The sequence below is a fragment of the Polaromonas potterensis genome, from assembly GCF_033446725.1.
GTDB lineage: Bacteria > Pseudomonadota > Gammaproteobacteria > Burkholderiales > Burkholderiaceae_C > Polaromonas.
Genome location: NZ_JAWQLX010000001.1, coordinates 128,271 through 154,862, shown reverse-complemented (window position 1 = coordinate 154,862; position 26,592 = coordinate 128,271). Strand labels below are relative to the sequence as shown.

The window sequence follows — 26,592 nt, the reverse complement described above, 5'->3', positions numbered from 1 at the left end:
GCTGCTTACGCCCGTGTTTCCTGGGCTACAGGCCTGAAAGGCTTAAGGATTTGGACTGAAGCCAGGTCAGGGCTTGCGGGAAGCGCGGTGTGCGCCAGGGGCGTGACCCGCGCCGGCGGGAGTGTGCTTTTGCGCTGGATCAGATCGTTCTTGGCAAACAGCTCGGCGATCCAGTCGACAAACACCCGCACCTTGTTGCTCAGGTGGCGATTCGGTGGGTACACCACATGGATGGGCGCCGGCTCCGAACACCAGCCGGTGAACAGCGGCTCCAGCCGGCCGCTGCTGATGTGGTCCTGCACCAGCAAGGTCAAGGTGTGGATGATGCCCAGCCCGGCCAGTGCGGCAGCCACGCCGGCGTTGGAGTCATTGACGGCCAGAAAATGCCGGCCATGCACTTCCACTTCTTCGCCGTCGCGACACAACTCGATCGGAAACAGGCGACCGGTGCGCGGCGAGATATAACGCACCAGGGTGTGGCCCTGTGACAACTCGTCCGGGTGTTGCGGTGTGCCGTGGCGTTTCAGGTAGGCGGGCGCTGCGCAAGAGATGAGGTTGAACTCGCCAATACGCCGCGCCACCAGCGACTGGTCCTGCAACTCGCCGCCGCGCACCACGCAGTCCACGTTGTCGCCAATGATGTCCACCGGCCGGTCGCTCACGCCCAGTTCAATCTGGATGTCGGGGTAACGCGCGTAAAAATCCGGCAGGGCGGGAATGATCACCGCCATGCCTAACGAGCCCGGAATGTCCACCTTGAGCCGGCCGCGCGGGCTGGCCTTGGCGCGTGACATGCTGGACTCCAGCTCTTCCATGTCGCCGAGCAGGCGGCCGGCCCGTTCGTAATACGCCGCGCCATCGGCGGTCACCGTGACCTTGCGTGTGGTGCGGTTCAGCAGCTTGGTGTCCAGCTCTTTTTCCAGCGTCTGGATCAGCCGCGTCACCGTCGCCTTGGGCAGACCTATGGAGTCGGCGGCCTTGGTGAACGTGCCGGCCTCCACAACGCGCACAAAGGCCTGCATGGCAGAAAACTTGTCCATCCTTAAATCCTTTTGACCGGGGGTTGTGAAGAATAGTCGGGAACTGTCAGGAATTCGGGGGGGATTGTTTCACTGGTGAAACAAAGTGTAGACAAAACGCCTCTTTATTGCATGGCCGATAGCGCTTATCTTCTGCGTCATTGCAACAACAAGAGCCCGCTCGCGGTTCCCGATGATGACAAGCCAGCCGCATTCCCGCCCCGGCGCCCCAAAAGCCCCGCCACCTGGCGTGGAAAAGCAAATTCAGATCACGCTTGAAAAAACGTTGGCCGTGCGTGTGTACGGCCGTCGCGGCACGGCGCCGGCCTCCCCGCTGGTGCTGCATTTTCATGGCGGGGCGTTTACCGGCGGCTCGCTGGACAGCGGCGCCTGTGTCGCCAGCCTGCTGGCCGGCGCCGGTGCGGTGGTGGTGTCGCTGGCCTATCCGCTGGCGCCGGCCCATCCTTTTCCCCAGGCGGTGGACAGTGCTTATGCCGCCTTGTTGTGGACCTGGAAAACGCGCCAGAAACTCGCCGGCCCCGGCGCCCCCGTGTTTGTTGCCGGCGAAGAAGCCGGTGGCAACCTCGCCGCCGCCGTGGCGCTGATGGCGCGTGACCGCCAGCAACCGGCGCTGGCCGGCCAGATCCTGCTGTCGCCGATGCTGGACCCCTGCCTGGGAACGCCCTCCTTGCGCGAAGCCGCCGCCGGCCCGGTGGGTTGTGTCTGGGCCGATGGCTGGCAGCGTTACCTGGCGCGCCTGGAAGACGCCGCGCACCCGTATGCCACGCCCGGCGCGGCCTGGCGCCTGACAGGGCTACCGCCCACCTTGCTGGTCACCGCCCAGGACGATCCGCTGCGCGACGAAACGCTGGCTTATGCCACGCGCCTGCGTGCCGCGGGCCTGGCGGTGCAAACCGCGGTGTTGTCCGAGAAAACCGGCTGGCCCTGCAGTTACCAGCAAGCCGCAGGCACGGACGTGGCCTGGGCAGCGGCTGTGCAGCAACAAATGCGTGATTTTTTTGCCAGCGCCGTATCGGCGGCGCTGGATGCTGCGCGCAAGGTGGGGTGATGAAGCCTTGTCGTCGGGGTCAATCCGGGTGGAGCAGCCGTGGCCCCGGGCCTTGTGCCGAAAGCTCGTCCCCGGGATTGCGCAGCGGACAGTCCTTGATGGACAGACAACCGCAGCCAATACAGCCACTCAACTCGTCACGCAGCTGGGTCAGCCGGACGATGCGATCGTCAAGTTCGGCCTTCCAGCGCGCGGACAGTTTGCGCCAGTCGGTGGCGGTGGGTGTGCGGCCTTCGGGCAAGGTCATCAGGGCTTCGTGGATGGAGGCCAGGGGAATGCCGGTGCGCTGAGCGATCTTGATCACCGCCACGCGGCGCAAAACATCACGCGCGTAGCGGCGCTGGTTGCCTGGGTTGCGCCAGCCCTTGATCAGTCCTTTGGACTCATAGAAGTGGATGGTGGATACCGCGACACCACTGCGTTCGGCGACGTCGCCCACGCTGAGTTCGCAGCAATAACCGTTTGCATCAGGGGTTTTCATTCAGTGCTTGACCTCAGGTTAAGTTGAGGTTTTAGAGTAACCGTTTTTAGTTGTCGAATAATTTTTAGAGGGAATTTAAATGCAATCGAATCCATCCAAGGGCTACAAACGCCTTCTTCTGGCCCTTGCCCTGGCGGGGCTGGCCGTGGCCGGTGTCTCCGTCGCCGTGTTGGGGACGTCCAATATCCGTGCCCAACCCAGTGCACCGGTCCAAGCACCGGCGACACCCGTGTCCGTCGCGACGGTGGTGCAAAGTGATGTCGCGGTCTGGGACGAGTTCTCGGGCCGGCTCGAGGCCGTGGAGCGCGTCGACATTCGTTCACGTGTGGCCGGCACGATTCAGGCGGTGCATTTCCGCGAAGGCGCGCTGGTCAAAAAAGGCGAGTTGCTGCTGACGATTGATCCAGCGCCTTATGCCGCTGATGTGGAGCGTGCCGACGCCCAGGTCGCCGCCGCACAAGCCCGTGTGGCACAAGCCCAGGGCGAACATGAACGTTCACAACGCCTGTGGAGCGAGCAGGCGATTTCCAAACGCGAGTTTGACGAACGCGCCAACGGCCAGCGCGAAGCTGCTGCCAATCTGCGTGCCGCGCAGGCCGCCTTGCAAACCGCGCAGCTCAGCATGGGCTACACGCAAGTCAGGGCGCCGGTGGCTGGCCGTGTCGGCAAACTCGAAGTGACGGTGGGCAACCTGGTGGCGGCCGGCCCGGGTGCGCCGGTGTTGACCACCTTGGTCTCGGTCAGCCCGATTTATGCGAGTTTTGACGCCGACGAGCAGGTGGTGGCCCGGGCCCTGAAAGACGTGAATGCCACAGGTGTGCGCAAGCTGGAATTGATCCCCGTGCAGATGGGCACCGCGGCCAGCCCCGACACCCCGTTTGAAGGTCGGCTGCAACTGGTGGACAACCAGGTCGATGCCAAAAGTGGCACGGTGCGCGCCCGCGCCGTGTTCGACAACAAAGACGGCCAGTTGATGCCCGGCCAGTTTGCGCGTATCCGCATGGGCCAGGCCACGCAGGGCAGCGCCTTGCTGATCAATGAACGCGCCGTTGGCACCGACCAGAACAAAAAGTTTGTACTGGTGGTGGGGGCCGACAACAAGGCGGCTTACCGCGAGGTCACGCTGGGTGCGTCGGTCAACGGCCTGCGGGTGGTCAAGAGCGGCCTGGCGGCCCATGAACGCATTGTGGTGAATGGGCTGCAACGTATTCGTCCCGGTGTACTGGTCGCGCCGCAGCCGGTCGAGATGGCGGCCAAAGCCGAGTTGAGCAAACCGGTGCAGATTGCAGCGAAATCCTGAACGCGGGGTTTTGTCCCTGCTTCATCTGAACAAGAAGAATTGTCATGAATCTTTCCAAATTTTTTATTGACCGGCCGATTTTTGCCGGCGTGTTGTCGCTGCTGATGTTGATTGCCGGTCTGGTGGCGCTGCGCGGCCTGCCGGTTTCCGAATACCCGGAAGTCGCGCCGCCCTCGGTGGTGGTGCGCGCCCAGTACCCGGGTGCCAACCCCAAGGTGATTGCCGAGACCGTGGCCACGCCGCTGGAAGAATCCATCAACGGCGTTGAGGGCATGTTGTACATGGGCAGCCAGGCCACCACCGACGGCGTGATGACACTGACCGTGACTTTCAAGCTCGGCACCGACCCCGACAAGGCGCAGCAGATGGTGCAGAACCGCGTCTCGCAGGCCGAGCCGCGCCTGCCCGAGGAAGTGCGCCGCTTGGGCATCACAACAATCAAGAGCTCGCCCAGTCTCACCATGGTGGTGCATCTGGTGTCGCCGAATGACCGTTACGACATCGACTACCTGCGCAACTACGCGGTGCTCAATGTCAAGGACAGGCTCGCGCGTATCCAGGGCATCGGCCAGGTGCAGATCTTTGGCGGCGGCGACTATTCCATGCGGGTCTGGCTGGACCCGCAAAAGGTGGCGCAGCGCGGCCTGTCGGCCAGCGACGTGGTGGCCGCGATACGCGGGCAAAACGTGCAGGCCGCGGCCGGCGTGATAGGCGCCTCGCCGGGGCTGGACGGTGTGGACATGCAGCTCTCGATCAACGCGCAGGGTCGCCTGCAGAACGAGGAAGAGTTCGGCGACATCATCGTCAAGACCGGTGCCGACGGCGCCATCACACGGCTGCGCGACCTTGCACGGCTGGAACTGGGCGCGGCCGACTATGCCTTGCGCTCGCTGCTGAACAACAAACCCGCGGTAGGCCTGGGGGTGTTCCAGGCGCCCGGCTCCAACTCGCTGGAGATATCAGCCGAGGTGCGCAAAACCATGGACGAACTGGCGAAGAACATGCCCGAAGGGGTCGAGTACCGCGTGGCTTACGACCCGACACAGTTTGTGCGCGCCTCCATCCAGTCGGTGATCCACACCCTGCTGGAAGCTATCGCGCTGGTGGTGCTGGTGGTGATTTTGTTTTTGCAAACCTGGCGCGCCTCCATCATTCCGCTGCTGGCGGTGCCGGTGTCGGTGGTCGGCACGTTTGCCGTGCTGCATTTGCTGGGCTTCTCGATCAACGCGCTCAGCCTCTTCGGGCTGGTGCTGGCGATTGGCATTGTGGTGGACGACGCCATTGTGGTGGTCGAGAACGTGGAGCGCAACATCGAGGCCGGGCTCACGCCGCGTGAAGCGACTTACCGCGCGATGCGCGAGGTGTCCGGCCCCATCATCGCGATTGCGCTGGTGCTGGTTGCCGTCTTTGTGCCGCTGGCCTTTATCAGCGGGCTGACCGGGCAGTTCTACAAGCAGTTCGCGGTGACGATTGCGATTTCCACCGTGATCTCGGCCATCAATTCCTTGACCTTGTCACCAGCCCTTGCGGCCTTGCTGCTCAAGAGCCACGATGCGCCCAAGGATGCGCTGACACGCGGCATGGACAAGGTGTTCGGCCGTTTCTTCGCCGGCTTCAACCGCCTGTTCGGCCGTGCTTCTGCGGCCTACGGCACGGGTGTGAAAAGCGCGATCTCGCGCAAGGCCCTGATGCTGGTTGTTTACCTGGTGCTGGTGGCCGCGACGGTCGGTGTTTTCAAACTGGTGCCCAGCGGGTTTGTGCCGGCGCAGGACAAGCAGTACCTGATCGGGTTTGCCCAGTTGCCCGACGGCGCCACCCTGGACCGTACCGAAGACGTGGTCCAGCGCATGGGCGAGCTCATCCAAAAGAACCCGAATGTGGAAGATGCGATTGCCTTTCCCGGCCTGTCGATCAACGGTTTTACCAACAGCTCCAACTCGGGCATTGTGTTCGTCACGCTCAAACCTTTTGCCGAACGCAAACGTGCCGACCAGAGCGGCGGCGCGGTGGCGGGGCAATTGAACCAGGCCTTCGGCAGCATCCAGGATGCCTTCATCGTGATGTTCCCGCCGCCGCCGGTGGAAGGCCTGGGCACCACGGGCGGCTTCAAGCTGCAGCTGGAAGACCGCGCCTCGCTGGGTTACGACACCATGGATGTGGCCGTGAAAGCTTTCATGGACAAGGTCTCGCAAGCGCCCGAGATCACCGGCGTTTTCACCAGCTGGCAGGTCAATGTGCCGCAGCTGTATGCCGACATTGACCGCACCAAGGCGCGCCAGCTGAATGTGCCGGTGACCGACATTTTCGACACCATGCAGATCTACCTCGGCAGCTTGTATGCCAACGACTTCAACAAGTTCGGCCGCACCTACAGCGTGCGGGTGCAGGCCGACGCGGCCTACCGTGCGCGGGCTGAAGACGTGGGCCTGCTCAAGGTGCGTTCGACCACCGGCGAGATGGTGCCGCTGTCGGCGCTGATGAAGGTCAATGCCAGCTTTGGCCCGGAACGCGCCATGCGTTACAACGGCTACCTGTCGGCCGATATCAGCGGCGGTCCGGCACCGGGTTATTCCTCGGGCCAGGCGCAGGACGCGATAGAACGTATTGCAGCAGAAACCCTGCCCAAAGGCATCAGTTATGAATGGACCGAGCTGACTTACCAGGAAATCCTGGCCGGCAATTCTGCGGTGCTGGTGTTCCCGCTGGCCATTCTGCTGGTCTTCCTGGTGCTGGCCGCGCAGTATGAAAGCCTGACCTTGCCGATTGCCATCATCCTGATCGTGCCCATGGGTTTGCTGGCCGCAATGACCGGCGTCTGGATCACGGGCGGTGACAACAACGTCTTCACCCAGATCGGCCTGATGGTGCTGGTCGGGCTGTCGGCGAAAAACGCGATTTTGATTGTGGAGTTTGCGCGTGAACTGGAGTTTGCCGGGCGCACGCCGGTACAGGCCGCCATCGAGGCCAGCCGCCTGCGCCTGCGCCCCATCCTGATGACTTCGCTGGCTTTTGTGATGGGTGTGTTGCCGCTGGTGCTGGCCACCGGAGCGGGTGCCGAGATGCGTTCGGCCATGGGGGTGGCGGTGTTTGCCGGGATGATCGGTGTGACGGCTTTTGGCCTCTTTCTCACGCCGGTGTTTTATGTTGCGCTGCGCCGCATGGCAGGCAACCGACCGCTCAGGTTGCATGGTGAAGTGCCGCACCTGGAAGCTTTTGCAGCCAGCCCCGCTGGCGGGGGTGCTGCCACCCTGCATGCCCAGCCGGCCGCGCCGCTCAAACATCACGAATAACAACAAAGCCAAAAAAAGGAGTTCACCATGAACCATCTGTCTTCAACCCTGCCAAAGCTGCACGCAGCTTTGTTGCCCTTGTTCGCCGCACTGCTGCTGGCCGGCTGCGCCACCAGTGCGTCGGTGGATCCGTCCCGTCTGCCGGTGGCGCCTGCGGCGTTCAAGGAAAACGCCGTTCTGGCCATGTCTGAAAACACCGCGCCTGCGCAGGCGCAAGCCCAGGGCAACTGGTGGACCGTGTTTGCCGACCCGGTGCTGGACCAGTTGGTCGAACAGGCTGGGCGCAACAACAACAGCGTGGCTGTTGCTGCCGGCCGGCTGGCGCAGGCGCGTGCGTTGCTGCGCTCCACCGATGCCGACCGCCTGCCGCAGGTGGGCGCGGGTGCGGGGGCTGTGCGCCAGCAAAACAGCACCACCGGCAATCGGCCGCAAACCATGGTCAGCGCCAGTGCGAATTTTTCTTATGAGGTGGATTTGATCGGCAAACTTTCGCTGGCTTCTGACGCGGCCGCGCTGGACGCCCAATCCCGCGAAGCGCTGCTGCGCAGCACGCAGTTGCTGGTGCAGGCCGATGTGGCGCAGACCTACCTCAAGCTGCGCGCACTCGACTCCGAACGAACGCTGGTGCGCGGCACCTTGCAGGCTTACCGCAACACCTTGCGCCTGACCGAAGTGCGCTTTCGGGAGGGTGACGTGGCCGAGCTGGACGTGGCGCGTGTGCGTGCCGAGGTGGCGTCCACCGAGTCGGAAGGGCTGGCGCTGGACCGCCGCCGTGCCGAGCTGGAACATGCGTTGGCCGTGCTGGTGGGCGAAGCCGCTTCCAGCTTCCAGGTGGCGCCGGTGGAATGGGCCACGGTCTTGCCGGTGATTCCGGCGGGTGTGCCCAGCACGGTGCTGGTGCGTCGACCCGATGTGTCGGCTGCCCAAAACAGCTTGCAGGCGGCCCAGGCCCGGGTGGGTGTGGCCCAGGCCGCCTGGTTTCCCACCTTTGCGCTGACGGCCACCGGCGGTTATGCCGCGCCCGAGATCAGCGACCTGTTCAAGCTATCCACCCGCGCCTGGGGCGTGGGCGCCTTGTTCTCGCTGCCACTGTTTGACGGCGGCCGGCGTGCAGCCGGCGTGCAAAACGCGAATGCCGAACTCGATATTGCCCTGGCCCAGTACCGCGAGCAGGTGTTGGTGGCTTTCAGGGATGTGGAGGACCAGCTCTCGGCTCTGCGCCTGCTGGCCGAGCAGTCCGAGGCGCAGTCACGCTCGGTGGCCTCCGCCACCCGCGCCACGGTCTTGTCCGATGCGCGTTACCGCAACGGCTTTGTAAGCCAGCTCGAACTGCTGGACGCCCAGCGCAGCGAGTTGCGCAACCGCCGCCAGGCCTTGCAGGTGCGTGTTGAGCAGTATCTGGCGACGGTCGGCTTGATTCGCGCGCTAGGTGGCGGCTGGAGTGCTTGAACTGAACACCCCTGTCGGCGTTCACTGCGTGTAAGGCCTTTTCCCCTTGCAGGGGACGGCGCCTGCGGCTTGGCGGAGCCAGATCCGCGGCCCTTGCTTGCAAGCCTGTTGAGTGAATTGCTATCTAATTGATAGCTATTTACGCTTATATGGTAAGGGCTGGATGCCAATTTTATGCATAAGCCCGGCACCAGCGGCCGGTGTTATGCCGTTTTGCCCGACAGGTGGCCCAGCGGCAGCAGGCTGCTGGCCTTGACCTCGCCCAGGGAAAAACTGGTGTGCAGGTCTTTCACGTTCGGCAGGTTGATCAGGCTGCGCAGCGCAAAGCGCGAAAAGCTGTCCAGGTCCTGCGCCACCACCTGCAGCTCGAAGGTGCCGGTGCCGCTGATGTAGTGGCAGGCCACAATTTCGGGCAGTTTGCGGATGGCTTCTTCCAGCACGCGGGTTGCATCGCCGGTGTTGCGTTCGGCGTCCAGGCGGACAAAAGCCAACACGCCCAGGCCGATCTTGTGGCGGTCTATCTCTGCGCGGTAACCCTTGATGTAGCCGTTGTCTTCCAGCGCCCGCACACGCCGCCAGCAGGGCGCGGCACTCAGGCCGACGCGGGTGCTGAGCTCGGCATTGCTCAAGCGGCCATTATTTTGCAATTCATTCAGAATGGCGATGTCAAACTTGTCCAGCGTTTCCATATGTGGCGATTTTAAGCAAGATTCTTTCTTTGGGCCGCTTAATCTGGGCATAAAAAGCAAAGACTTATCTGCCCATCACGCCTACACTTTGCTGGAGCCTAGAGGCGCTTGCCTACCCGGCACACCTGCTTGCAAGCCACCCGCCCACAAAGCGGTTTTCGCCCACGACTGGAGACAAAAACAATGAACGCCCCGCTGCCCGAACACATTCGCAAGTCGCTAGAGACCGTCACGCTCGACGACAAATACAGCCTTGATTACGGCCAGGCCTTCATGAGCGGGGTGCAGGCCCTGGTCAAGCTGCCCATGTTGCAGCGCCAGCGCGACGCCATGGTCGGTAAAAACACCGCCGGGTTTATCAGCGGCTACCGCGGCTCCCCGCTGGGGGGTTATGACCAGGCTTTGTGGAAAGCGTCGAGTTACCTCAAGGCGCAAAACATCGTGTTCCAGCCCGGGGTGAATGAAGAACTCGCCGCCACCGCCCTCTGGGGCACGCAGCAACTGGGTTTTTCGCCGCCGGGCACCAACAAGTTCGATGGTGTGTTTGGCATCTGGTACGGCAAGGGGCCGGGCGTGGACCGTTGCTCCGACGTCTTCAAACACGCCAACATGGCGGGCACCACGCCTTGGGGCGGCGTGATCGCCGTGGCCGGCGATGACCATGTGGCCAAAAGCTCCACCGCCGCGCACCAGAGCGACCATATCTTCAAGGCCTGCGGCCTGCCGGTGTTTTTCCCTGCCAACGTGCAGGAAATCCTGGACTTGGGCATTCATGCGTTTGCGATGAGCCGTTTTTCCGGCGTCTGGGCCGGCATGAAAACGATTCAGGAGATTGTCGAATCCAGCGCCACGGCCATGATCGATCCCGAACGTGTGCAGATCAAGATTCCGACCGATTTCCAGATGCCGGCCGGCGGCGTGCATATCCGCTGGCCTGATGCGGCGCTGGAGCAGGAGGCGCGCCTGTTTGATTACAAGTGGTATGCCGCGCTGGCCTACATCCGCGCCAACCGCCTGAACTACAACGTGATCGAAGGCCCGCACGACCGCCTCGGCATCATCGCCAGCGGCAAGGCCTACAACGACACACGCCAGGCCCTGATCGATCTGGGCCTGGACGATGCCACCTGCCGCCAGCTCGGTATTCGCTTGCACAAGGTGGGGGTGGTCTGGCCGCTGGAGGCGCAGGGCACGCGTGAATTTGCCACCGGCCTGCGCGAGATCCTGGTGGTCGAGGAGAAACGCCAGATCATCGAGTACCAGCTCAAGGAAGAGTTGTACAACTGGCGCGCCGATGTGCGCCCGAATATCTACGGCAAGTTCAATGAGGTGGATGGCGATTTCAGCGGCGGCGAATGGTCGATGCCAAATCCGACGGCCAATACCTTGCTGCGTGCCAACGCCGATCTGTCGCCGGCGCTGATTGCCAAGGCGATTGCGCAACGGGTCAAAAAGCTGGGCCTGGACAGCGACATGACGGCACGTATGGATGCGCAACTGGCGATCCTGGAAGCCAAGGAACGTTCCTTGCAGGTGCTGGAAATCCAGGCCGACCGCCAGCCCTGGTTTTGCTCGGGTTGTCCGCACAACACGTCAACCAAGGTGCCCGAAGGCTCACGCGCCATGGCCGGCATCGGCTGCCATTTCATGGCCTTGTGGATGGACCGCTCCACCATGGGTTTCACCCAGATGGGCGGCGAAGGTGTGCCCTGGGTGGGCCAGCAGCCTTTCACCACCGATCAGCACATGTTTGCGAATCTGGGGGACGGCACGTATTTCCACAGCGGTTCGCTGGCGGTGCGCCAGTCGATCATTGCGGGGGTGAACATCACCTACAAAATTCTGTACAACGACGCGGTTGCCATGACCGGCGGCCAGCCGGTGGGCGAACGGCCCGAAGGCCTGTCGGTGGTGCAGATCGCCCAGGCCATGCGGGCTGAAGGTGCGGTCAAGATTGTGGTGGTCACCGATGAGCCGGAAAAATACCAGGGGGTCAGCCTGGTGGAGGGCGTGACGGTACACCACCGCGACGAACTCGATACCATCCAGCGGCAGTTCCGCGAGATCAAGGGCACAACCGTCATCATTTATGACCAGACCTGCGCGACGGAAAAACGCCGGCGCCGCAAACGCGGCACCATGGTGGATCCGGCCAAACGTGTGGTCATCAACGAGCTGGTCTGCGAAGGCTGCGGCGACTGCGGCGTGCAGTCCAACTGCCTGAGCGTCGAGCCGCTGGAAACCGAATTTGGCCGCAAACGCCAGATCAACCAGTCGACCTGCAACAAGGACATGTCTTGCCTCAAGGGTTTTTGCCCGAGTTTTGTCACCGTCGAAGGCGGGCAGCTCAAGAAAAAAGCCAAAGGCAAGACGACGTCGCCGTTTGAAATGGGTACTTTGCCGGAGCCGCAGATTCCTGCGATCCAGGGGGTTAACGGTCATGTCTGGGGCATTGTGGTGGCCGGCGTCGGTGGCACCGGGGTGATCACCATCGGCCAGTTGCTGGGCATGGCCGGACATATAGAAGGCAAGGGCATCGTCACGCAGGACGCCGGTGGACTGGCGCAAAAAGGCGGTGCGACCTGGAGCCATGTGTTGATAGGCGACAGCCAGGACGACATCCGCACCACCCGCGTCAGCATGGCCGGGGCCGACCTGATCATCGGCTGCGACCCCATCGTGGCGGCCGGCAAGGAAACCGTGCTGCGTATGCGTGAGGGCCGCACCCAGGTGGCGCTCAACACCCACAGCACACCGACGGCGGCTTTTGTACACAACGCCAACTGGCAAAACCCGGCCGATGCCTGCGCCGCGGAAATTGTCAAAGCCGTGGGCCTGGCCGGTGTAGGCGCCTTCGATGCCGACGCGGCGTCCACCAAACTGATGGGCGACAGCATTTACACCAACCCGATGATGCTGGGCTACGCCTGGCAGAAAGGCTGGATTCCGCTGGCGCGTGATTCGTTGATGCGCGCGATTGAACTCAATGCCGTGGCGGTGGACAACAACAAGACGGCCTTCGAGTGGGGCCGGCGTGCCGCCCACGATCTGGCTTCGTTTGAAAAACTGTTTGTCTCCGCGCAAGTCATCGCCATGCCGGCCCCGCGCCAGGGTGTGGCGGAACTGGTGGCGCGCCGTGTGGCCTTCCTGACGGACTACCAGAACGCGGCCTATGCCAAACGTTACGAAAGTTTTGTGAGCCGGGTGCAGCAGGCCGAATCGGCGCTGGGCAAGACCTTGCTGACCCAGAAGGTGGCCAGGTATTTGTTCAAGCTGATGGCCTACAAGGACGAATACGAAGTTGCGCGCTTGCATACCGACCGCAGCTTCCATGACAAGGTGAACGCCATGTTTGAAGGTGACTTCAAGCTCAATTACCACCTGGCGCCGCCGCTGCTGGCAAAGAAAAATGACAAGGGCGAGCTGCAAAAGCAGAAGTTTGGTCCCTGGATGTTGACGGGTTTCAAGGCCCTGGCCAAACTCAAAGGCCTGCGTGGCACCGCGCTGGACCCGTTTGGCCGGACCGAAGAACGCAAGATGGAACGTGCGCTGATCACCCGTTATGAGGCCAGCATCGAAGAAGTGCTGCAAAGCCTGGATGCTGCCAACCATGCGGCCGCCGTCGACGTGGCCCGGATTCCCGAGCTCATCCGGGGTTATGGGCATGTCAAGGCGCGCCATGTGGCGCAGGCGCAGCAGTCCTGGGACGAGGCCATGGCGGCGTTTCGCCAGCCGGCGGCCAGCCCGCGCCAGCTGGCGGCCTGAAGCACGGTTCGGCGGCAAAAACGCAGATTTGGGCGGTATCTGGGCGGATGCCGGCCGGAACAGCCCTGAAAACGCGCGGGTTACAACTTTCCATTCGCCCTCTGCCGCATACAATCAGGCTCTCTGCACCCCCGGCCGTGCGTCGGGGGCGCCCTATTTTTTGTTGTGGAGTCTGCCGTGTTTATTTCTTCCGCGTTTGCCCAAACTGCCCCTGTTGCCGCTGCCGAGGGCGGCATGATGTCCTCGTTGACCAGCATGTTGCCGCTGGTGTTGATGTTTGTGGTGCTTTACTTCGTGATGATCCGTCCACAGATGAAAAAGCAGAAAGAACACCGCGCCATGATTGACGCGCTGGCCAAGGGTGACGAAGTGGTTACCGCCGGCGGTCTGCTCGGCAAGGTCACCAAAATGGGCGAAGCCTACCTGGCCGTGGAAGTGGCCGCTGGCGTTGAAATCCAGCTGCAGCGCAGCGCCATCGTTCAGGTCTTGCCCAAAGGCAGCATCAAGTAAACGGCTTTCCCGCCGAACCGGCCCAGGCCGGTCCCTCCCGTCCCTCAGTTTCCCAGGAACAGTACGCTCATGAATCGTTATCCGGTCTGGAAGTACGCGATCATCGTCGTCGCCTTATTGATTGCCGCTCTTTACACGCTGCCCAACTTCTTTGGTGAGGCGCCTGCGGTGCAGGTCTCCAGCGCCAAGTCCAGCGTCAAGATTGACACGACCACCGTGGCGCGGGTTGAGCAGGCGCTCAAGGAGGCCAATATCGTGGCCGACCTCGTCAGCCTGGACGGCGCCTCGGTCAAAGCGCGTTTTGGCGACACCGACACCCAGCTCAAGGCCAAGGACGCGATTGAAAAAGCGCTGACACCTGACCCGACGTCGCCCTCGTACATTGTCGCCCTCAACCTGCTGTCGCGCTCCCCCGCGTGGCTGACCGCGCTGAACGCTCGGCCCATGTATCTGGGTCTGGACTTGCGCGGCGGCGTGCATTTCATGCTGCAGGTGGACATGCAGGCGGCGTTGACGAAAAAAGCGGAATCGCTGGCCGGCGACATCCGTGTCGTGCTGCGCGAAAAGAACATCCGCCACAGCGGCATCAGCCGCAACGGTCAGGCGATCGATGTCAAATTCCGCGACGCCGGCACGCTGGATGCCGCCAAGAAGATTTTCCAGGACCAGTTCGCTGACCTGCAACTGGTGGATGGCCCCGACGGGACTGAATACAAGCTGACAGCCCGCGTCAAGCCGGAGGCCGCGCGTCTGGTGCAAGAGCAGGCGCTCAAGCAGAACATGGTCACGCTGCACAACCGGATCAACGAGTTGGGCGTGGCCGAGCCGGTGATCCAGCAGCAGGGCCTGGACCGCATCGTGGTGCAACTGCCGGGTGTGCAGGACACGGCCAAGGCCAAGGACATTCTGGGCCGCACGGCCACGTTGGAGATGCGCCTGGTGGATGAAAGCGCGGAAGGCCGCGCGGCGGAAAACGGCTCGGGTACCGTGCCTTTCGGTTCCGAACGTTTTCTGGAGCGTGACGGCCGGCCCGTGATTGTCAAAAAACAGGTGATCCTGACTGGCGACAGCCTGACCGATGCCCAGCCGGGTTTTGACTCGCAAAGCCAGCAGCCCAAGGTCGATTTGACGGTGGACGCCAAGGGCGGGCGCATCATGCGCGATACCAGCCGTGAAAACGTCAAGAAACGCATGGCCATTTTGCTGTTTGAAAAGGGCAAGGGCGAGGTGCTGACGGCGCCTGTGATTCAAAGCGAACTGGGCAACCGCTTCCAGATTTCCGGTTCCATGAGTGTGACGGAAGCCAATGATCTGGCCTTGTTGCTGCGTGCCGGCTCGCTGGCGGCACCCATGGAAATCATTGAAGAGCGGACCATTGGCCCGACCCTGGGCGCAGAAAATATTTCCAAGGGTTTCCACAGCGTGGCCTGGGGCTTTGTGGTGATCGTGGCTTTCATGGTGGCGTATTACATGTTGTTCGGCATGTTCTCCGGGCTGGCGCTGGCGGTGAACCTGATGCTGCTGGTGGCCGTGTTGTCCATGCTGCAGGCGACATTGACCTTGCCGGGCATGGCCGCCATGGCCTTGGCGCTGGGCATGGCGATCGACTCCAACGTGCTGATCAATGAACGGGTGCGTGAAGAGCTGCGCAGCGGCGCTTCGGCGCAGGCCGCGATTCACAGTGGTTACGAACGCGCCTGGGCGACCATCCTGGACTCGAACATCTCGACACTGATTGTGGGCCTGGCCTTGCTGGCCTTCGGTTCCGGGCCGGTGCGCGGTTTTGCGGTGGTGCACGTCATCGGCATCTTGACCAGCATGTTCTCGGCGGTGTTTTTCTCGCGCGGCCTGGTCAATCTCTGGTACGGCCGGCAGAAAAAACTCAAGACGGTGTCCATCGGGACCGTGTGGCGGCCGGCTGTTGACGCGGGTGTGCCTGCCAACACCGGCAAGTCCAGCGCATCGACCCACTAGACAACAGAACAACGAGTAGAGGACGTCATGGAATTTTTCAAAATCCGCAAGGACATTCCGTTCATGCGGCATGCCCTGATTTTCAATGTGATTTCATTCACAACCTTTGCGCTGGCTGTGTTTTTCCTGTTTTCGCGCGGCCTGCATCTGTCGGTGGAATTCACCGGCGGCACGGTGATGGAGGTGAGTTATTCACAGCCGGCCGATGTGGAGAAGGTGCGCGGCACGGTGTCCAGCCTGGGCTTCACGGATGTGCAGGTGCAGAATTTCGGGACAGCGCGTGATGTGATGATCCGCCTGCCGGCGCAAAAAGGCGTGACCACGGCCCAGCAAAGCGAGAAGGTCATAGGCGCGCTGAAGGCCCAGGATCCCGAGGTTGTCCTGCGACGCACCGAATTTGTCGGCCCTCAGGTGGGTGAAGAGTTGGCGCACGACGGGCTGAAGGCGCTGGGCATGGTGGTGATTGGCATCATGATTTACCTGGCGTTGCGCTTCGAGTGGAAATACGCGGTCGCGGCCATCATCGCCAACTTGCATGACGTGGTGATTATTCTCGGGTTTTTTGCCTATTTCCAGTGGGAGTTTTCGCTCTCGGTGCTGGCCGCCGTGCTGGCCGTGCTGGGTTATTCGGTGAATGAATCGGTGGTGATTTTTGACCGGATTCGCGAGAATTTCCGGCGTTACCGCAAGATGAACACCACGCAGATCATCGACAACGCGATCACCTCCACCATCAGCCGAACCATCATCACCCACGGGTCGACCCAGGTGATGGTGCTGTCAATGCTGTTGTTTGGCGGACCGACGCTGTTTTATTTCTCCCTGGCGCTGACCATCGGCATCTGTTTCGGCATCTACTCCTCGGTGTTTGTGGCCGCGGCCCTGGCGATGTGGCTGGGCATCAAGCGTGAAGACCTGATCAAACCTTCGGCGAACAAAAAGGATGAGGATCCGAACGATCCCAACGCTGGCGCCATGGTGTAAGCTGTCCGGCAACAACCCCTCACGGCTGTGGCAGCAAACAACAAAAGAGAACTTCTTCTAGCAAGGCAGGCGCGCCAGCTGTTTGTAGGCCAGGCTGCGCGCATCCTGCCCGAGCTGGCCGCCGGCATCAAGCTCAAGCTCACCACCTTGATGGAGCAGGGCGGCAGTGCACGTGAGATGCAAGACCGCCGTGATGGTTTCTTGTCCTTTCAGGACAATGCGGCGGTCTGGGTCAACGCCACCATCGCCGCCTGGCAAAAAACGCTGCTGCCGACCACGGCCAACACGCCTGCGGCGCTGGACAGCGGGAAATTCGAGCTGATGGGCAACGAGGTGATGGAGAACAAGATCCTGGCCTCGCGCCTGGCCTTGCGCCTGCTCGACAGCGCCAGCTGGGAGCTCAATGATTTGCGCCTGCGCATCCAGAGCCTGGAAGATGTGGCGGAACTTGCCAAAGACGATATTTTTCGCCCCGAAATTTTGTCGCAGCACCTCGTGGAGCAATGGACGCTGGCGCCCTTGTCACGTGAGTTGTGGCTGTCGGTGCAGGATCTTATCCAGCAGCGCCTGACCGGGCACCTGCTGGAGGCCTATCACGCTGCCAACGCTTTCCTGATCAAGGAAAACGTGATGGTGAACATTGATTTGCGGGCCCTGGTCAAACGCACGCCTTCTGCCGTCACTGTGGCGCGGCCCAGCCCTCCTTCCCAGCCGGCAGGCGCACCCCCGAACGGCCGCGCGGCCCCGGTGGGTGAGGCCCGCTACGGCGTTGGCGGCTTAGGTGCCGGGGTGGGTGGGGGTGGCGCGGGGCCTGGCAACGGATCCGGTGGCTCCGGTACCGCCGGCGGTGGCCGAGGCCTTGGGGGCTTTTTTGGTGGCAACGGTGCTGCTGGTGGCTCGGGCGGCAAGGGCGCGGGCAGCGGTGGCGGTGGCAGGCCGACAGGTCGCGATGCCGTACACACCGATTCGGCCGCTGCACGCCATGACATCAACGACGAAACCCGCATGCAAACCGGGACTTCCCCCCTGGCACGGGTGCGCATGCGCGCACAAGGTGTCATGGGCCATCTCAAACGCCTGTTGTCGGACCATGCGGTTGACTTCGACCACAGCCATACCAACCGGCCTTCGCCACAACTGGCGCAGGTATTGGCTCAGGTGCCACCGGGGGTCGGTGACAGCGGTCATGGCTTCGAAGGCACGATACTGGACACCTCCCATCGGGTGTATGGCTCGGCCCACGTCGAGCAGGCCGCGAGCGCCATACGTCAGCGCACCGCGGAGCTGAAACAAGCCGCCTCGACGTCCAGTGAAAAGGCCACCATTGAAATTGTGGCGCTGATGTTCCAGAGCATTCTGGCGGAAGACCGGATTCCGCCTGCCGTGCGGGTCTGGTTTGCCCGGCTGCAGATGCCGGTCTTGCGCGTGGCGCTTTCCGAGCCCGAGTTTTTTGGCTCCTTGCAGCATCCCGCGCGTCGGCTGATCGACCGCATGGGGTCCTGCGTGCTGGGTTTTGAAGCGACGGTCACCGGTGGTGCGCTGGAAATTGAAATCAAGCGGATTGTCCAGGTCATCGAGCAATACCCGGAGACCGGCCGGCGGGTGTTCCAGCTGGTGCATGACGAATTCCAGAAATTCCTCTCAAAGTTTCTTTCGGAACAAGGCAGTGCCGCCCGTGTGGTGAGTGTGGCCCAGCAGCTTGAGCAAAAAGAAACCATGGCCATCCAGTACACCATTGAGATGCGCAACATGCTCAATGACATGCCGGTGCGCGAGGGGATCCGCGAATTCCTGTTCAAGGTCTGGGCCGAAGTGCTGGCCCTCGCCGCCATGAAAAACGGGCCCCAGCACAAAGACACCATCACCCTGAAACAGGCCGCCGCTGATTTGGTGTGGGCGGCCAGCGCCAAACCGAATCGCACGGACAGGGCGCGGGTGATTGCCGACCTGCCCAAGCTGTTGCAACTGCTGCGCCTGGGCATGTCCATGTTGGGCATGAACACATCGGTGCAGGACCAGCACCTGAAGGTCATCAGCGACACCTTGGCCGATGCCTTCATGTCCAAAACGGATGCGATTTCCTTGGAGCGCATCGATGAAATGGCCAAACGGCTGGCGAATCTGGAGGACTACCTGTCCGACGAGGATGTCGGCGACCTGCCGCTGGACACCGAAAACCTGGTCATGATGATAGGGATCGATGCGGCCGATATCGAGGTCATCGCCGATGGCGGCAGCCGGCCCAGCGAAGCCATGCGCGGCTGGGCGCAGGAGCTGCAGGTCGGCGCCTGGTTCAGCCTGGACCACAATGGCCAGGTCAGCCACGTGCAATTCTCCTGGCGCAGCGAGCGCGGGCAATTACATTTGTTTGCGTCCTCCGATGGCCGCAATTTCCTGATTCAGGCCCGCCGGCTGGCAGCTTATTTGCAGGCTGGCTTGCTGGTGCCGACGGAAGAAGAAGCCCTCACCGTGCGCGCCACGCGCGATGCGCTGGCCAAGCTGGATGCGAACCCGGAGCGCTTGCTAGGGTAGGCGTGTCATCCGCAACGAAGAGGGTTCCAGCAGTGCAATTTCCCGCCGGGCCGCCCCAAGGGAAATTAGCCCCCTGAGGGGGCAGCGTATTACACGAAGTGAAAAGCGTGGGGGCTTTTACTAGTGCGCGACGCGGAACTCGGCGTCGTCGCAAAGTTCATCCAGAACCAGGGCGTCGGGCTCTTCGCCAAAACTCCAGTACACCATCAGCACGATGATTTTCAGGTCATCCAGCGCCAGCGGCTCGCCCGGTGCGGCCATGGCGCGGTCCATGACAATTTCCCGCATGTGCGGCGGCAGCACGCCGGAGGACTCCAGGAAACTCACAAAACCCAAGGCCGGCGCCCCCAGATGTTCCTGTTCGGCCACCGAATAAACCCGCAGGCTGCCAGCGGACTGGGGCAGAAAACCGGCCGGGGCGCTGACCGGCGCCAGATCGGTGCTGCTAACTGTTTCAGCGGCTGGCCGACCGACCTGGGTGTTTTGGGCGGCGATGTTCAGGCCGTTGAGCCAGACCAGGGCGGCCTGGATTTCTTCCGCTTCAAAGCCGACTGCGGTGAGCTTGCGGCTCAACTGGTGCAGCTCGGGGCAGGCATCACCTTGCCAATAATTTTCGTAAACGTACACCAACACTTCAAACATGCGTCCAATATAACGCAGTTAAGCGTGGACTCGCTGAATCCTGCCGCAGCGCAGGGCCTTGGCTGGCCGGACTACTGGCCCCTGTGTCAGCCGAGGGCCATGCGCTGAAACAGGCCGCCCGGCAGCTTGGCGACGGTATCGGCCATTTCAAGCGCCAGCAACTGGGCCTGCAACTCGGCCGTGGCCAAGCCGGTGCGGGCCTGCAAGGCGTCCAGGCTGACCGGTTCGTAGCCCATGGCCGACAACAGCGGGTGTTCGGCCGGTGGCTCGTCAGCATCTGCGCCGGTGTCGGCGGGGGCCGCCACGGTATAGGGCAATTTCAGCTCTTCCAGCACATCCTGCGCCGATTCCACCAGTTTGGCGCCTTGTTTGATAAGCGCATGGCAGCCGCGCGACTGCGGCGAGTGGATGGAACCGGGAATGGCAAAGACGTCTTTGCCTTGTTCGGCGGCCAGGCGGGCGGTGATCAGCGAGCCTGATTTCAGTGCGGCTTCGACCACCAGTGTTCCTTGCGCCAAACCGGAAATGATGCGGTTGCGTTTGGGGAAGTTGGCGGTCAGCGGCGGCGTGCCCAGCGGGAACTCGCTGATGATCAGGCCTTGCTGGGCGATGCGGTGGGCCAGATTCCGGTGTTGTTTCGGGTAGACCCGGTCCAGCCCGGTGCCGACCACTGCCAAGGTGATGCCGCCGCCCAGCAGGGCGCCGTCATGCGCCGCGCCGTCCACACCCAGCGCCATGCCGGAGACCACACACAGACCGGCTTCGCCAAACACCTTGGCAAATTGCCTGGCGTTGGCTTCGCCTTGTGGTGTCGGATTCCGGCTGCCGACGATGGCCAGGCAAAGCGCTCTGTTTTCGATAGCTGCTTGCGTCCGTCCATCAAGGGCGCCGAGCATATATAGCATGGAAGGGGGGTCTTCGATGTCCAGCAGGACGGCCGGGTAGGTGGGGTCGCCCAAGGTCACCACACGCCGGTTGTCTGCGGCTTGCAGCCAGTCCAGCGTGGTTTGCAACTGCTCGGCCAGGGTGTCGGGTGTGGCCCGGAGCGCGTCCGCCAACCGGTCGGAGCCGAGCTGGCGCAAAGTGCCGGCGGATTGCTCAAAGATGGCTTGCGCCGAGCCAAAAGTCGCCAGCAGCTTGCGTATGCCGGTATTGCCCAGGCCCGGCGTCAGCGTGAGGCGCAGCCAGGCGCGAAGTTCGGTGGCGTCCACAGGCGGGCGGGGCTGGCCTCTGGCGCTGGATCTCAGTTCGGGTTGGTGAAGCGGTCGCCCACTTTCACACCGTCGCTCACCTGCAGTACCAGGGCGTAAGACAGCTTTTCATAGGTGCGAAAAACAATCAGCAAACCATTTCGTTCATTCGGCAGTCTGATCTGGGTCCGGGCCGAGTCGGTGCGGTCGGTGATGCGCTCACCGCTGTGCAAAACCGCCATCACATGGCCACGTTCCAGGCCGTCCCGGCTGCCGCGGTTGATGGTCACCACCTGGTTGCCGGAGGCATAACGCACGGCGCTGCCGTAAAGCGAGACAATTTGCCCTTCAATCTGGGTGGCGGGCGCCCGCGGAACATAACTGACCAATTCGCGCGGCGGTTCCGGCGCCAGCCGGTCACCCACACGCATTTCTTCCTTGGAGGAAACGATGTTGATGGTGGCCGGGACGGTTTCACTGCTGACCTTGCCGTCCTTGTCGGTCACGTTGGCGGTGGATTCGCCGCGAACCAGCTCGGCCTTGCCGACAAACTGAGCTTCGTAACCGAGGATTTCCCCGGTGGTCGGGTCTTTCAGCGGCGTGGCGTTACGGAAAACACGGAAGTCCAGCGGCTCGCCTTTGGCGTCGCTCAGGGGTTTGCCGCCCTCCTTGCTGCTGTAGACGCCGCGCGCATAAGCGCGGTCGCCGCGGCTCAGCAAGACCCGGCCTTCCTGGGCCGCCACGATGCGCGGCGCCGTGGCAAACGCGGTTTCGTCGACGATCAGGGCTTCGGCCAGGAAAGGCTCAATGGCTTGCGGCGACAAGGTCGGAACGGCCGCGTCCGCCAGCGACTCAAAACGGGTGCGCGGCGAGACCCGCACCGTGCCGCCGGGCTGGCCGTCGGCCGAGGCCGACTGGCGGGTGCGCAAGGTGGCGCGCCCGTTGGACTTGTCCAGGTATAGCTGCTGGCCGGGGTAAATCCGGTGCGGGTTGCGGATGTCCTGCAGGTTCATGCCCCATAACTCGGGCCAGCGCCAGGGGCTGGTCAGAAACAGGCCCGAAATAGCCCACAAGGTGTCGCCGCTTTTGACGGTGTATTCGTCAGGTGCATTGAGGGACAGGTCCGCCAGCGGCACGCCGGTTTGGGCGACCTGGTTGGCCGTGGCCTTTTGGCCGGCGGTGACTGGAAAATTCTGCGCCTGCACACCGGCTGTACTGAGCAGCAGGGCGGTGGCTATTGAAATTTGACTGAACCCACCAAAAATAGTTTGCATCTTGAGGCCCTTGGGGCTGGCATGGCCTTTGGCTATGGGGCCGTGCGCCGTGTTTGTAACTTGATAAATCACTAGCGATTCTGTACTTAAGCCCTTGATTAGGCAACGAATATGCGATTTGGCCGCTGCGCGAATGCTGAAAATTAGCGAAAATTAGCGAAAATAGCGACATCTGATTGCCTGCCACCATGACCTTACTGACCATTCTTCGATACCCTGACCAGCGTTTACATACCGTCGCCAAACCTGTGGCCGCGGTGGATGCGCGCATACGCCGCCTGGTCGACGACATGCTGGAAACCATGTATGACGCCCAGGGCATAGGCCTGGCCGCCAGTCAGGTGGACGTGCACGAGCGGCTGGTGGTGATTGATGTCAGTGAAGACCGCGACCAGCCGCTGGTCCTGATCAATCCCGAAATTGTCTGGTCCAGCACCGAAACCCAAATCAATGACGAAGGATGCCTCTCGGTGCCCGGCATTTATGACGGTGTGGAGCGTGCAAGCGCCGTCAAGGTGCAGGCGCTGGACCTGGATGGGCAGTTGCAAACCCACAGCGCCGAAGGCTTGTTGGCCGTTTGTGTCCAGCACGAGATGGACCACTTGATGGGCAAGGTGTTTGTCGAGTACCTGTCGCCGCTCAAGCGCAACCGCATCAAGACCAAGATGCTCAAGCAGAAGAAGGACGACGAGCGGGGTTAATTCGCCCCCACGTTCGCTCACTTCGCGTAGCTCGCTGTCCCCCTGGGGGGCCGCTGCGCCTGCGGACTGGCAAAGCCAGATCCGCGGCCCTGGCTGGTTGGGGAAGGGCAAGTCTGCCGGGAAATTTCTTTCACGCTGCGTTAGACCTTGGTCATCGACGAAAATAAGACTATGCGTGTTATTTTTGCGGGTACGCCCGAATTCGCCCGTGTGGCCCTGGAGCAACTCCATGCCGCCGGTTTTGACATCCCCCTGGTCTTGACCCAACCCGACCGGCCGGCTGGCCGCGGCATGAAGCTGCAGGCGTCCAGCGTCAAGCAGTTTGCGCTGGAACACAACCTCCCTGTGGCGCAGCCGCGCAGCCTGCGGCTCGACGGCAAATACCCCGAAGACGCGGCCGCGGCACGTCTGGCGCTGGACGCGGCGCAGGCCGACGCCATGGTCGTCGCGGCTTATGGTTTGATCCTGCCGCAATGGGTGCTGGACTTGCCGCGCTTGGGGTGTTTCAACATCCACGCCTCCGTGTTGCCGCGCTGGCGCGGTGCGGCGCCTATTCATCGCGCCATCGAAGCCGGCGACAGCGAAACCGGCATCACCCTGATGCAAATGGACGCCGGTCTGGACACCGGCGATATGTTGCTGGTCGAAAAAATGGCCATTGCGACTACCGATACCACCGGCAGCCTGCACGACAAACTGGCGGCGCTGGGTGGCCGTCTGGTGGTTGAGGCGCTGGAGCTGGCGGCGTGTGGCGGGCTCAGCCCCATGCGACAACCCGAGCAAGGCATCAGCTACGCCCACAAGATAGAAAAACACGAGGCGGCGATTGACTGGACCCAAAGCGCAGCAGTGATCACGCGGCGCATCCGCGCTTTTAATCCTTTTCCGGGCGCGGCCAGCCTGCTGGCGGGGGAAACCATCAAATTCTGGATGGCCACGACCTTGCCGGGCGGTGTTCGGCCCGATGGCGCCGTGCCGGGCCAGGTGCTGGCTGCCAGCGACCAAGGCGTGGACATGGCCGCTATCGATGGTGTGATCCGTGTCACCCGCCTGCAAAAGCCGGGTGGCAAAGCCCTGGAGGCCGCGGAGTTTTTGCGCGGTTTTGTACTGACGCCGGGCATGGTGTTTTCTAAATAACCGCAGATAGAGGAAGAGTGTTGTGACCGCTTTGTTGTTCAGGCACCCGGAGTTTCGCCGGGGTGCGCGCGAGATGCTGTCGGTGGCGCCAGGCATTGCCGCCTGGGGTTTGATGACCGGGGTGGCCATGGTCAAGTCCGGCATGAGTGTGTTTGAAGCCGTGTTGATGGGCGTGCTGGTGTTTGCCGGCAGTTCGCAACTGGCGGCCGTGCCGCTGATGATGGCGGGTGCGCCCATGTGGGTGATTCTGGCCACGGCGTTTTGTGTCAATTTGCGTTTTGTGGTGTTCAGCGCCCATCTACGGCCTTATTTCATGCACCTGCCCCTGTGGCGGCGCTTGCTCAGCGGTTACCTCACGGCCGACCTCAGTTATGTCCTGTTCACCCAGCGTTATCCGCAGCCGGCAGCGCCGGATGACTTGCCGCTGCTGCGTGCCCAGGAGGCTTACCTGGCCGGCAACTGTGGCGTCAACTGGCTCAGCTGGGTAGGCGCGAGTTTGCTGGGCACGGCCCTGGCCAATTCGGTGCCGACACATTGGGGCCTGGGTTTTGCCGGCATCCTGGCGCTGGTCGGCATCATGTGTTCGCTGGCCAGCACACGTTTGCGCCTGGTCTCTGCCGGTGTGGCCGGTGCGGCGGCGGTGGCGGTTTTCGCCTTGCCGCTCAAGCTCAACATCGTGGTGGCCATCGCCGCCGCCGTGGCGGTGTGCCTGCTGCTCGAAAAACCCAAAGCCCCCGTGGCAGAAACCGGCGGTGCGACATGAACCAGACCGATGCCTGGACCGTGGCCACCATCCTCGGCCTGACCGTGGTCACCGTGATTGCCCGCTCGTTTTTCTTTATTTCCAGCAAACCCTGGAGCCTGCCGCACTGGGCGCAGCGCGGCCTGCATTACGCGCCAATTGCGGCCTTGTCCGGCGTCATCATTCCGGAGATTGTCATGACCCAGGGCCAGCTGATCGACACCTGGCAGGACGCCCGGATCTTTGCCGCGCTGGCCGGCGCCGCCTGGTTTTTCTGGCGCAAAGGGGTGCTCGGCACCATTCTGGCCGGCATGGCGGTTTACCTGCCTTTGCACATAGTTCTGGGCTGGTAGGCGTGGCCCCCACGGTCGTTCACTGCGTGTAACTCCCTGCCCCCCCGCGGGGGCTGCTGCGCCTGCGGCCCGGCGAAGCCGGTTCCGCGGCCCCTGCTGGCAGTAAGAACAGCCCCAGGGTGGCGCACCTACAATTTGATGATTTTGGGCGTGTTGGCCCGAACCTTTCACTGCGAGCTTGTCATGAAATTCATTCGTTTCTCCGATCTCTGCGCCCAAGGCCTTGTCAAAGGCCGGCGTGTGTTTATCCGTGCCGACCTGAACGTGCCGCAAGATAACAGCGGCCGCATCACCGAAGACACGCGTATCCGCGCCTCGATCCCCTGCATCCAGATGGCGCTGGACGCCGGCGCGGCCGTGATGGTGACTTCGCACCTGGGTCGTCCGACCGAAGGCCAGTTCAAGCCTGAAGATTCTCTGGCCCCCGTGGCCCAACGCCTGGGCGAGCTGATGCAGCGCGAGGTGCCGCTGTTGTCGGGTTGGGTGGAGGGGGTGGACGTGGCGCCGGGCCAGTTGGTGTTGCTGGAAAACTGCCGCCTGAATCTGGGCGAGAAAAAGAATGACGAAGGCCTGGCCCGCAAAATGGCCGCGCTGTGTGATATTTTTGTGCACGATGCGTTTGGTACGGCGCACCGCGCCGAAGCCTCGACTTACGGCATTGCGCAGTTTGCGCCAACGGCCTGCGCCGGTCCGCTGCTGGCGGCCGAAATGGATGCGATTTCCAAGGCCCTGGCCGACCCCAAACGTCCGCTGGTCGCCATCGTGGCCGGTAGCAAGGTGTCGACCAAACTGACCATCCTCAAGGCGCTGGCCGGCAAGGTGGACCAGCTGATTGTGGGTGGTGGCATCGCCAACACCTTCATGTTGGCCAATGGCCTGCCGATTGGCAAAAGCCTGGCCGAGCGTGAACTGCTGGATGAAGCCCGCGCCGTCATGGCTGCGATGAAGGCGCGCGGCGCCGAGGTGCCGATTCCCAGCGACGTGGTCACCGCCAAAACCTTTGCGGCCGATGCGGTCGCTACGGTCAAGGCCGCGGCCGAGGTGGCGGACGATGACCTGATCCTGGACATCGGCCCCGATACCGCGAAAAAACTCGCCGAGCAATTGATGGCGGCCGGCACCATTGTCTGGAACGGCCCGGTCGGTGTGTTCGAGTTCGCGGCTTTTGAAGGCGGCACCAAAATCATTGCCGAAGCCATTGCCGCCAGCAGCGCCTTCAGCATCGCCGGTGGCGGCGACACCCTGGCCGCGATTGCCAAATACGGCATTGAAAAAGACGTGGGTTACATCTCCACCGGCGGTGGCGCTTTCCTGGAAGTGCTGGAAGGCAAAACCCTGCCGGCCTTCGAGATCCTGCAGCAGCGGGTTGAAGGCTAAGTCGCTATTATTTCGATAGCTGGTGGCGCCCGACCATACTGGGCTGGAGGCCTTTTTCCTTGTAAGTTCCGGATTGGCGCCCGGCCTTTAACGCTGATCTAGATCAAGGCGCTG

General features: G+C 62.5%; 20 protein-coding genes. 14 read left to right on the top strand and 6 right to left on the bottom strand.

Annotated features, from left to right (window positions below):
• Window positions 1-5: 5 nt before the first annotated feature.
• Window positions 6-1,040, bottom strand: a complete 1,035-nt coding sequence (locus tag R6254_RS00710; protein ID WP_318403680.1) for a LysR family transcriptional regulator — start codon at window positions 1,038-1,040, stop codon at window positions 6-8.
• A 175-nt stretch (window positions 1,041-1,215) separates the two neighbouring features.
• On the opposite strand from R6254_RS00710, the gene R6254_RS00705 reads away from it, so the two are divergent.
• Window positions 1,216-2,088 carry an alpha/beta hydrolase gene (locus R6254_RS00705; protein ID WP_412103093.1) on the top strand — a complete coding sequence of 291 codons (873 nt, stop codon included), beginning with the start codon at window positions 1,216-1,218 and terminating at the stop codon, window positions 2,086-2,088.
• A gap of 19 nt (window positions 2,089-2,107) precedes the next feature.
• Here the strand turns inward: R6254_RS00705 and soxR are convergent, their stop codons facing one another.
• Window positions 2,108-2,569 (bottom strand): redox-sensitive transcriptional activator SoxR, encoded by a 462-nt coding sequence (gene soxR, locus R6254_RS00700; protein ID WP_318403678.1) that lies wholly within the window; start codon window positions 2,567-2,569, stop codon window positions 2,108-2,110.
• Window positions 2,570-2,648: 79 nt separating this feature from the next.
• Between soxR and R6254_RS00695 the strand changes: the two genes are divergently transcribed.
• The 3 genes from R6254_RS00695 to R6254_RS00685 are packed head-to-tail and all read left to right on the top strand — an operon-like array spanning window position 2,649 to window position 8,608.
• The gene (locus tag R6254_RS00695; RefSeq protein WP_318403677.1) at window positions 2,649-3,869 is read left to right on the top strand and encodes an efflux RND transporter periplasmic adaptor subunit; all 1,221 of its coding nucleotides are present in this window, start codon (window positions 2,649-2,651) and stop codon (window positions 3,867-3,869) included.
• Window positions 3,870-3,913: 44 nt separating this feature from the next.
• Complete coding sequence (locus tag R6254_RS00690) at window positions 3,914-7,159, top strand: efflux RND transporter permease subunit (RefSeq protein ID WP_318403676.1); 3,246 nt, start codon at window positions 3,914-3,916, stop codon at window positions 7,157-7,159.
• A 27-nt stretch (window positions 7,160-7,186) separates the two neighbouring features.
• Entirely contained in the window at window positions 7,187-8,608 is a 1,422-nt protein-coding gene (locus tag R6254_RS00685) for an efflux transporter outer membrane subunit (protein WP_318403675.1), read from the top strand.
• A 203-nt stretch (window positions 8,609-8,811) separates the two neighbouring features.
• Here the strand turns inward: R6254_RS00685 and R6254_RS00680 are convergent, their stop codons facing one another.
• On the bottom strand, window positions 8,812-9,297 hold the full coding sequence (locus R6254_RS00680; protein WP_318403674.1) for an Lrp/AsnC family transcriptional regulator: 486 nt from the start codon (window positions 9,295-9,297) through the stop codon (window positions 8,812-8,814).
• A gap of 183 nt (window positions 9,298-9,480) precedes the next feature.
• On the opposite strand from R6254_RS00680, the gene R6254_RS00675 reads away from it, so the two are divergent.
• The 5 genes from R6254_RS00675 to R6254_RS00655 all read left to right on the top strand — a co-directional run bounded on the left by R6254_RS00675 (window position 9,481) and on the right by R6254_RS00655 (window position 19,062).
• Entirely contained in the window at window positions 9,481-13,062 is a 3,582-nt protein-coding gene (locus R6254_RS00675) for an indolepyruvate ferredoxin oxidoreductase family protein (RefSeq protein WP_318403673.1), read from the top strand.
• A gap of 177 nt (window positions 13,063-13,239) precedes the next feature.
• Window positions 13,240-13,572 carry a preprotein translocase subunit YajC gene (gene yajC, locus R6254_RS00670; protein WP_318403672.1) on the top strand — a complete coding sequence of 111 codons (333 nt, stop codon included), beginning with the start codon at window positions 13,240-13,242 and terminating at the stop codon, window positions 13,570-13,572.
• A gap of 69 nt (window positions 13,573-13,641) precedes the next feature.
• On the top strand, window positions 13,642-15,546 hold the full coding sequence (gene secD, locus R6254_RS00665; RefSeq protein ID WP_318403671.1) for a protein translocase subunit SecD: 1,905 nt from the start codon (window positions 13,642-13,644) through the stop codon (window positions 15,544-15,546).
• Between the two features lie 27 nt (window positions 15,547-15,573).
• Complete coding sequence (gene secF / locus R6254_RS00660; RefSeq protein ID WP_318403670.1) at window positions 15,574-16,530, top strand: protein translocase subunit SecF; 957 nt, start codon at window positions 15,574-15,576, stop codon at window positions 16,528-16,530.
• A gap of 27 nt (window positions 16,531-16,557) precedes the next feature.
• Window positions 16,558-19,062, top strand: coding sequence for a DUF1631 family protein (locus tag R6254_RS00655; RefSeq protein ID WP_318403669.1), 2,505 nt, complete (start codon window positions 16,558-16,560; stop codon window positions 19,060-19,062).
• Between the two features lie 120 nt (window positions 19,063-19,182).
• Here R6254_RS00655 and R6254_RS00650 read toward each other — a convergent pair whose 3' ends face one another.
• The 3 genes from R6254_RS00650 to R6254_RS00640 form a co-directional block, all read right to left on the bottom strand.
• Window positions 19,183-19,704, bottom strand: coding sequence for a Smg family protein (locus R6254_RS00650; protein WP_318403668.1), 522 nt, complete (start codon window positions 19,702-19,704; stop codon window positions 19,183-19,185).
• A gap of 86 nt (window positions 19,705-19,790) precedes the next feature.
• Window positions 19,791-20,915, bottom strand: coding sequence for a DNA-processing protein DprA (gene dprA, locus R6254_RS00645; RefSeq protein ID WP_318403667.1), 1,125 nt, complete (start codon window positions 20,913-20,915; stop codon window positions 19,791-19,793).
• Window positions 20,916-20,947: 32 nt separating this feature from the next.
• Window positions 20,948-22,168, bottom strand: a complete 1,221-nt coding sequence (locus R6254_RS00640; protein WP_318403666.1) for a LysM peptidoglycan-binding domain-containing protein — start codon at window positions 22,166-22,168, stop codon at window positions 20,948-20,950.
• Between the two features lie 188 nt (window positions 22,169-22,356).
• Here R6254_RS00640 and def point away from each other — a divergent pair, with 188 nt between their 5' ends.
• The 5 genes from def to R6254_RS00615 all read left to right on the top strand — a co-directional run bounded on the left by def (window position 22,357) and on the right by R6254_RS00615 (window position 26,478).
• Window positions 22,357-22,869, top strand: a complete 513-nt coding sequence (gene def / locus R6254_RS00635) for a peptide deformylase (RefSeq protein ID WP_318403665.1) — start codon at window positions 22,357-22,359, stop codon at window positions 22,867-22,869.
• Window positions 22,870-23,040: 171 nt separating this feature from the next.
• Window positions 23,041-24,006 (top strand): methionyl-tRNA formyltransferase, encoded by a 966-nt coding sequence (fmt, locus tag R6254_RS00630; protein ID WP_318403664.1) that lies wholly within the window; start codon window positions 23,041-23,043, stop codon window positions 24,004-24,006.
• 73 nt (window positions 24,007-24,079) lie between these two features.
• Entirely contained in the window at window positions 24,080-24,769 is a 690-nt protein-coding gene (locus tag R6254_RS00625) for an AzlC family ABC transporter permease (protein ID WP_318404333.1), read from the top strand.
• Complete coding sequence (locus R6254_RS00620; protein ID WP_318403663.1) at window positions 24,766-25,101, top strand: AzlD domain-containing protein; 336 nt, start codon at window positions 24,766-24,768, stop codon at window positions 25,099-25,101. The genes R6254_RS00625 and R6254_RS00620 overlap by 4 nt, the downstream gene beginning before the upstream one ends.
• Before the next feature lie 183 nt (window positions 25,102-25,284).
• Window positions 25,285-26,478: a phosphoglycerate kinase gene (locus tag R6254_RS00615; RefSeq protein ID WP_318403662.1), complete on the top strand. Its 1,194-nt coding sequence runs from the start codon at window positions 25,285-25,287 to the stop codon at window positions 26,476-26,478.
• Window positions 26,479-26,592 lie beyond the last annotated feature (114 nt).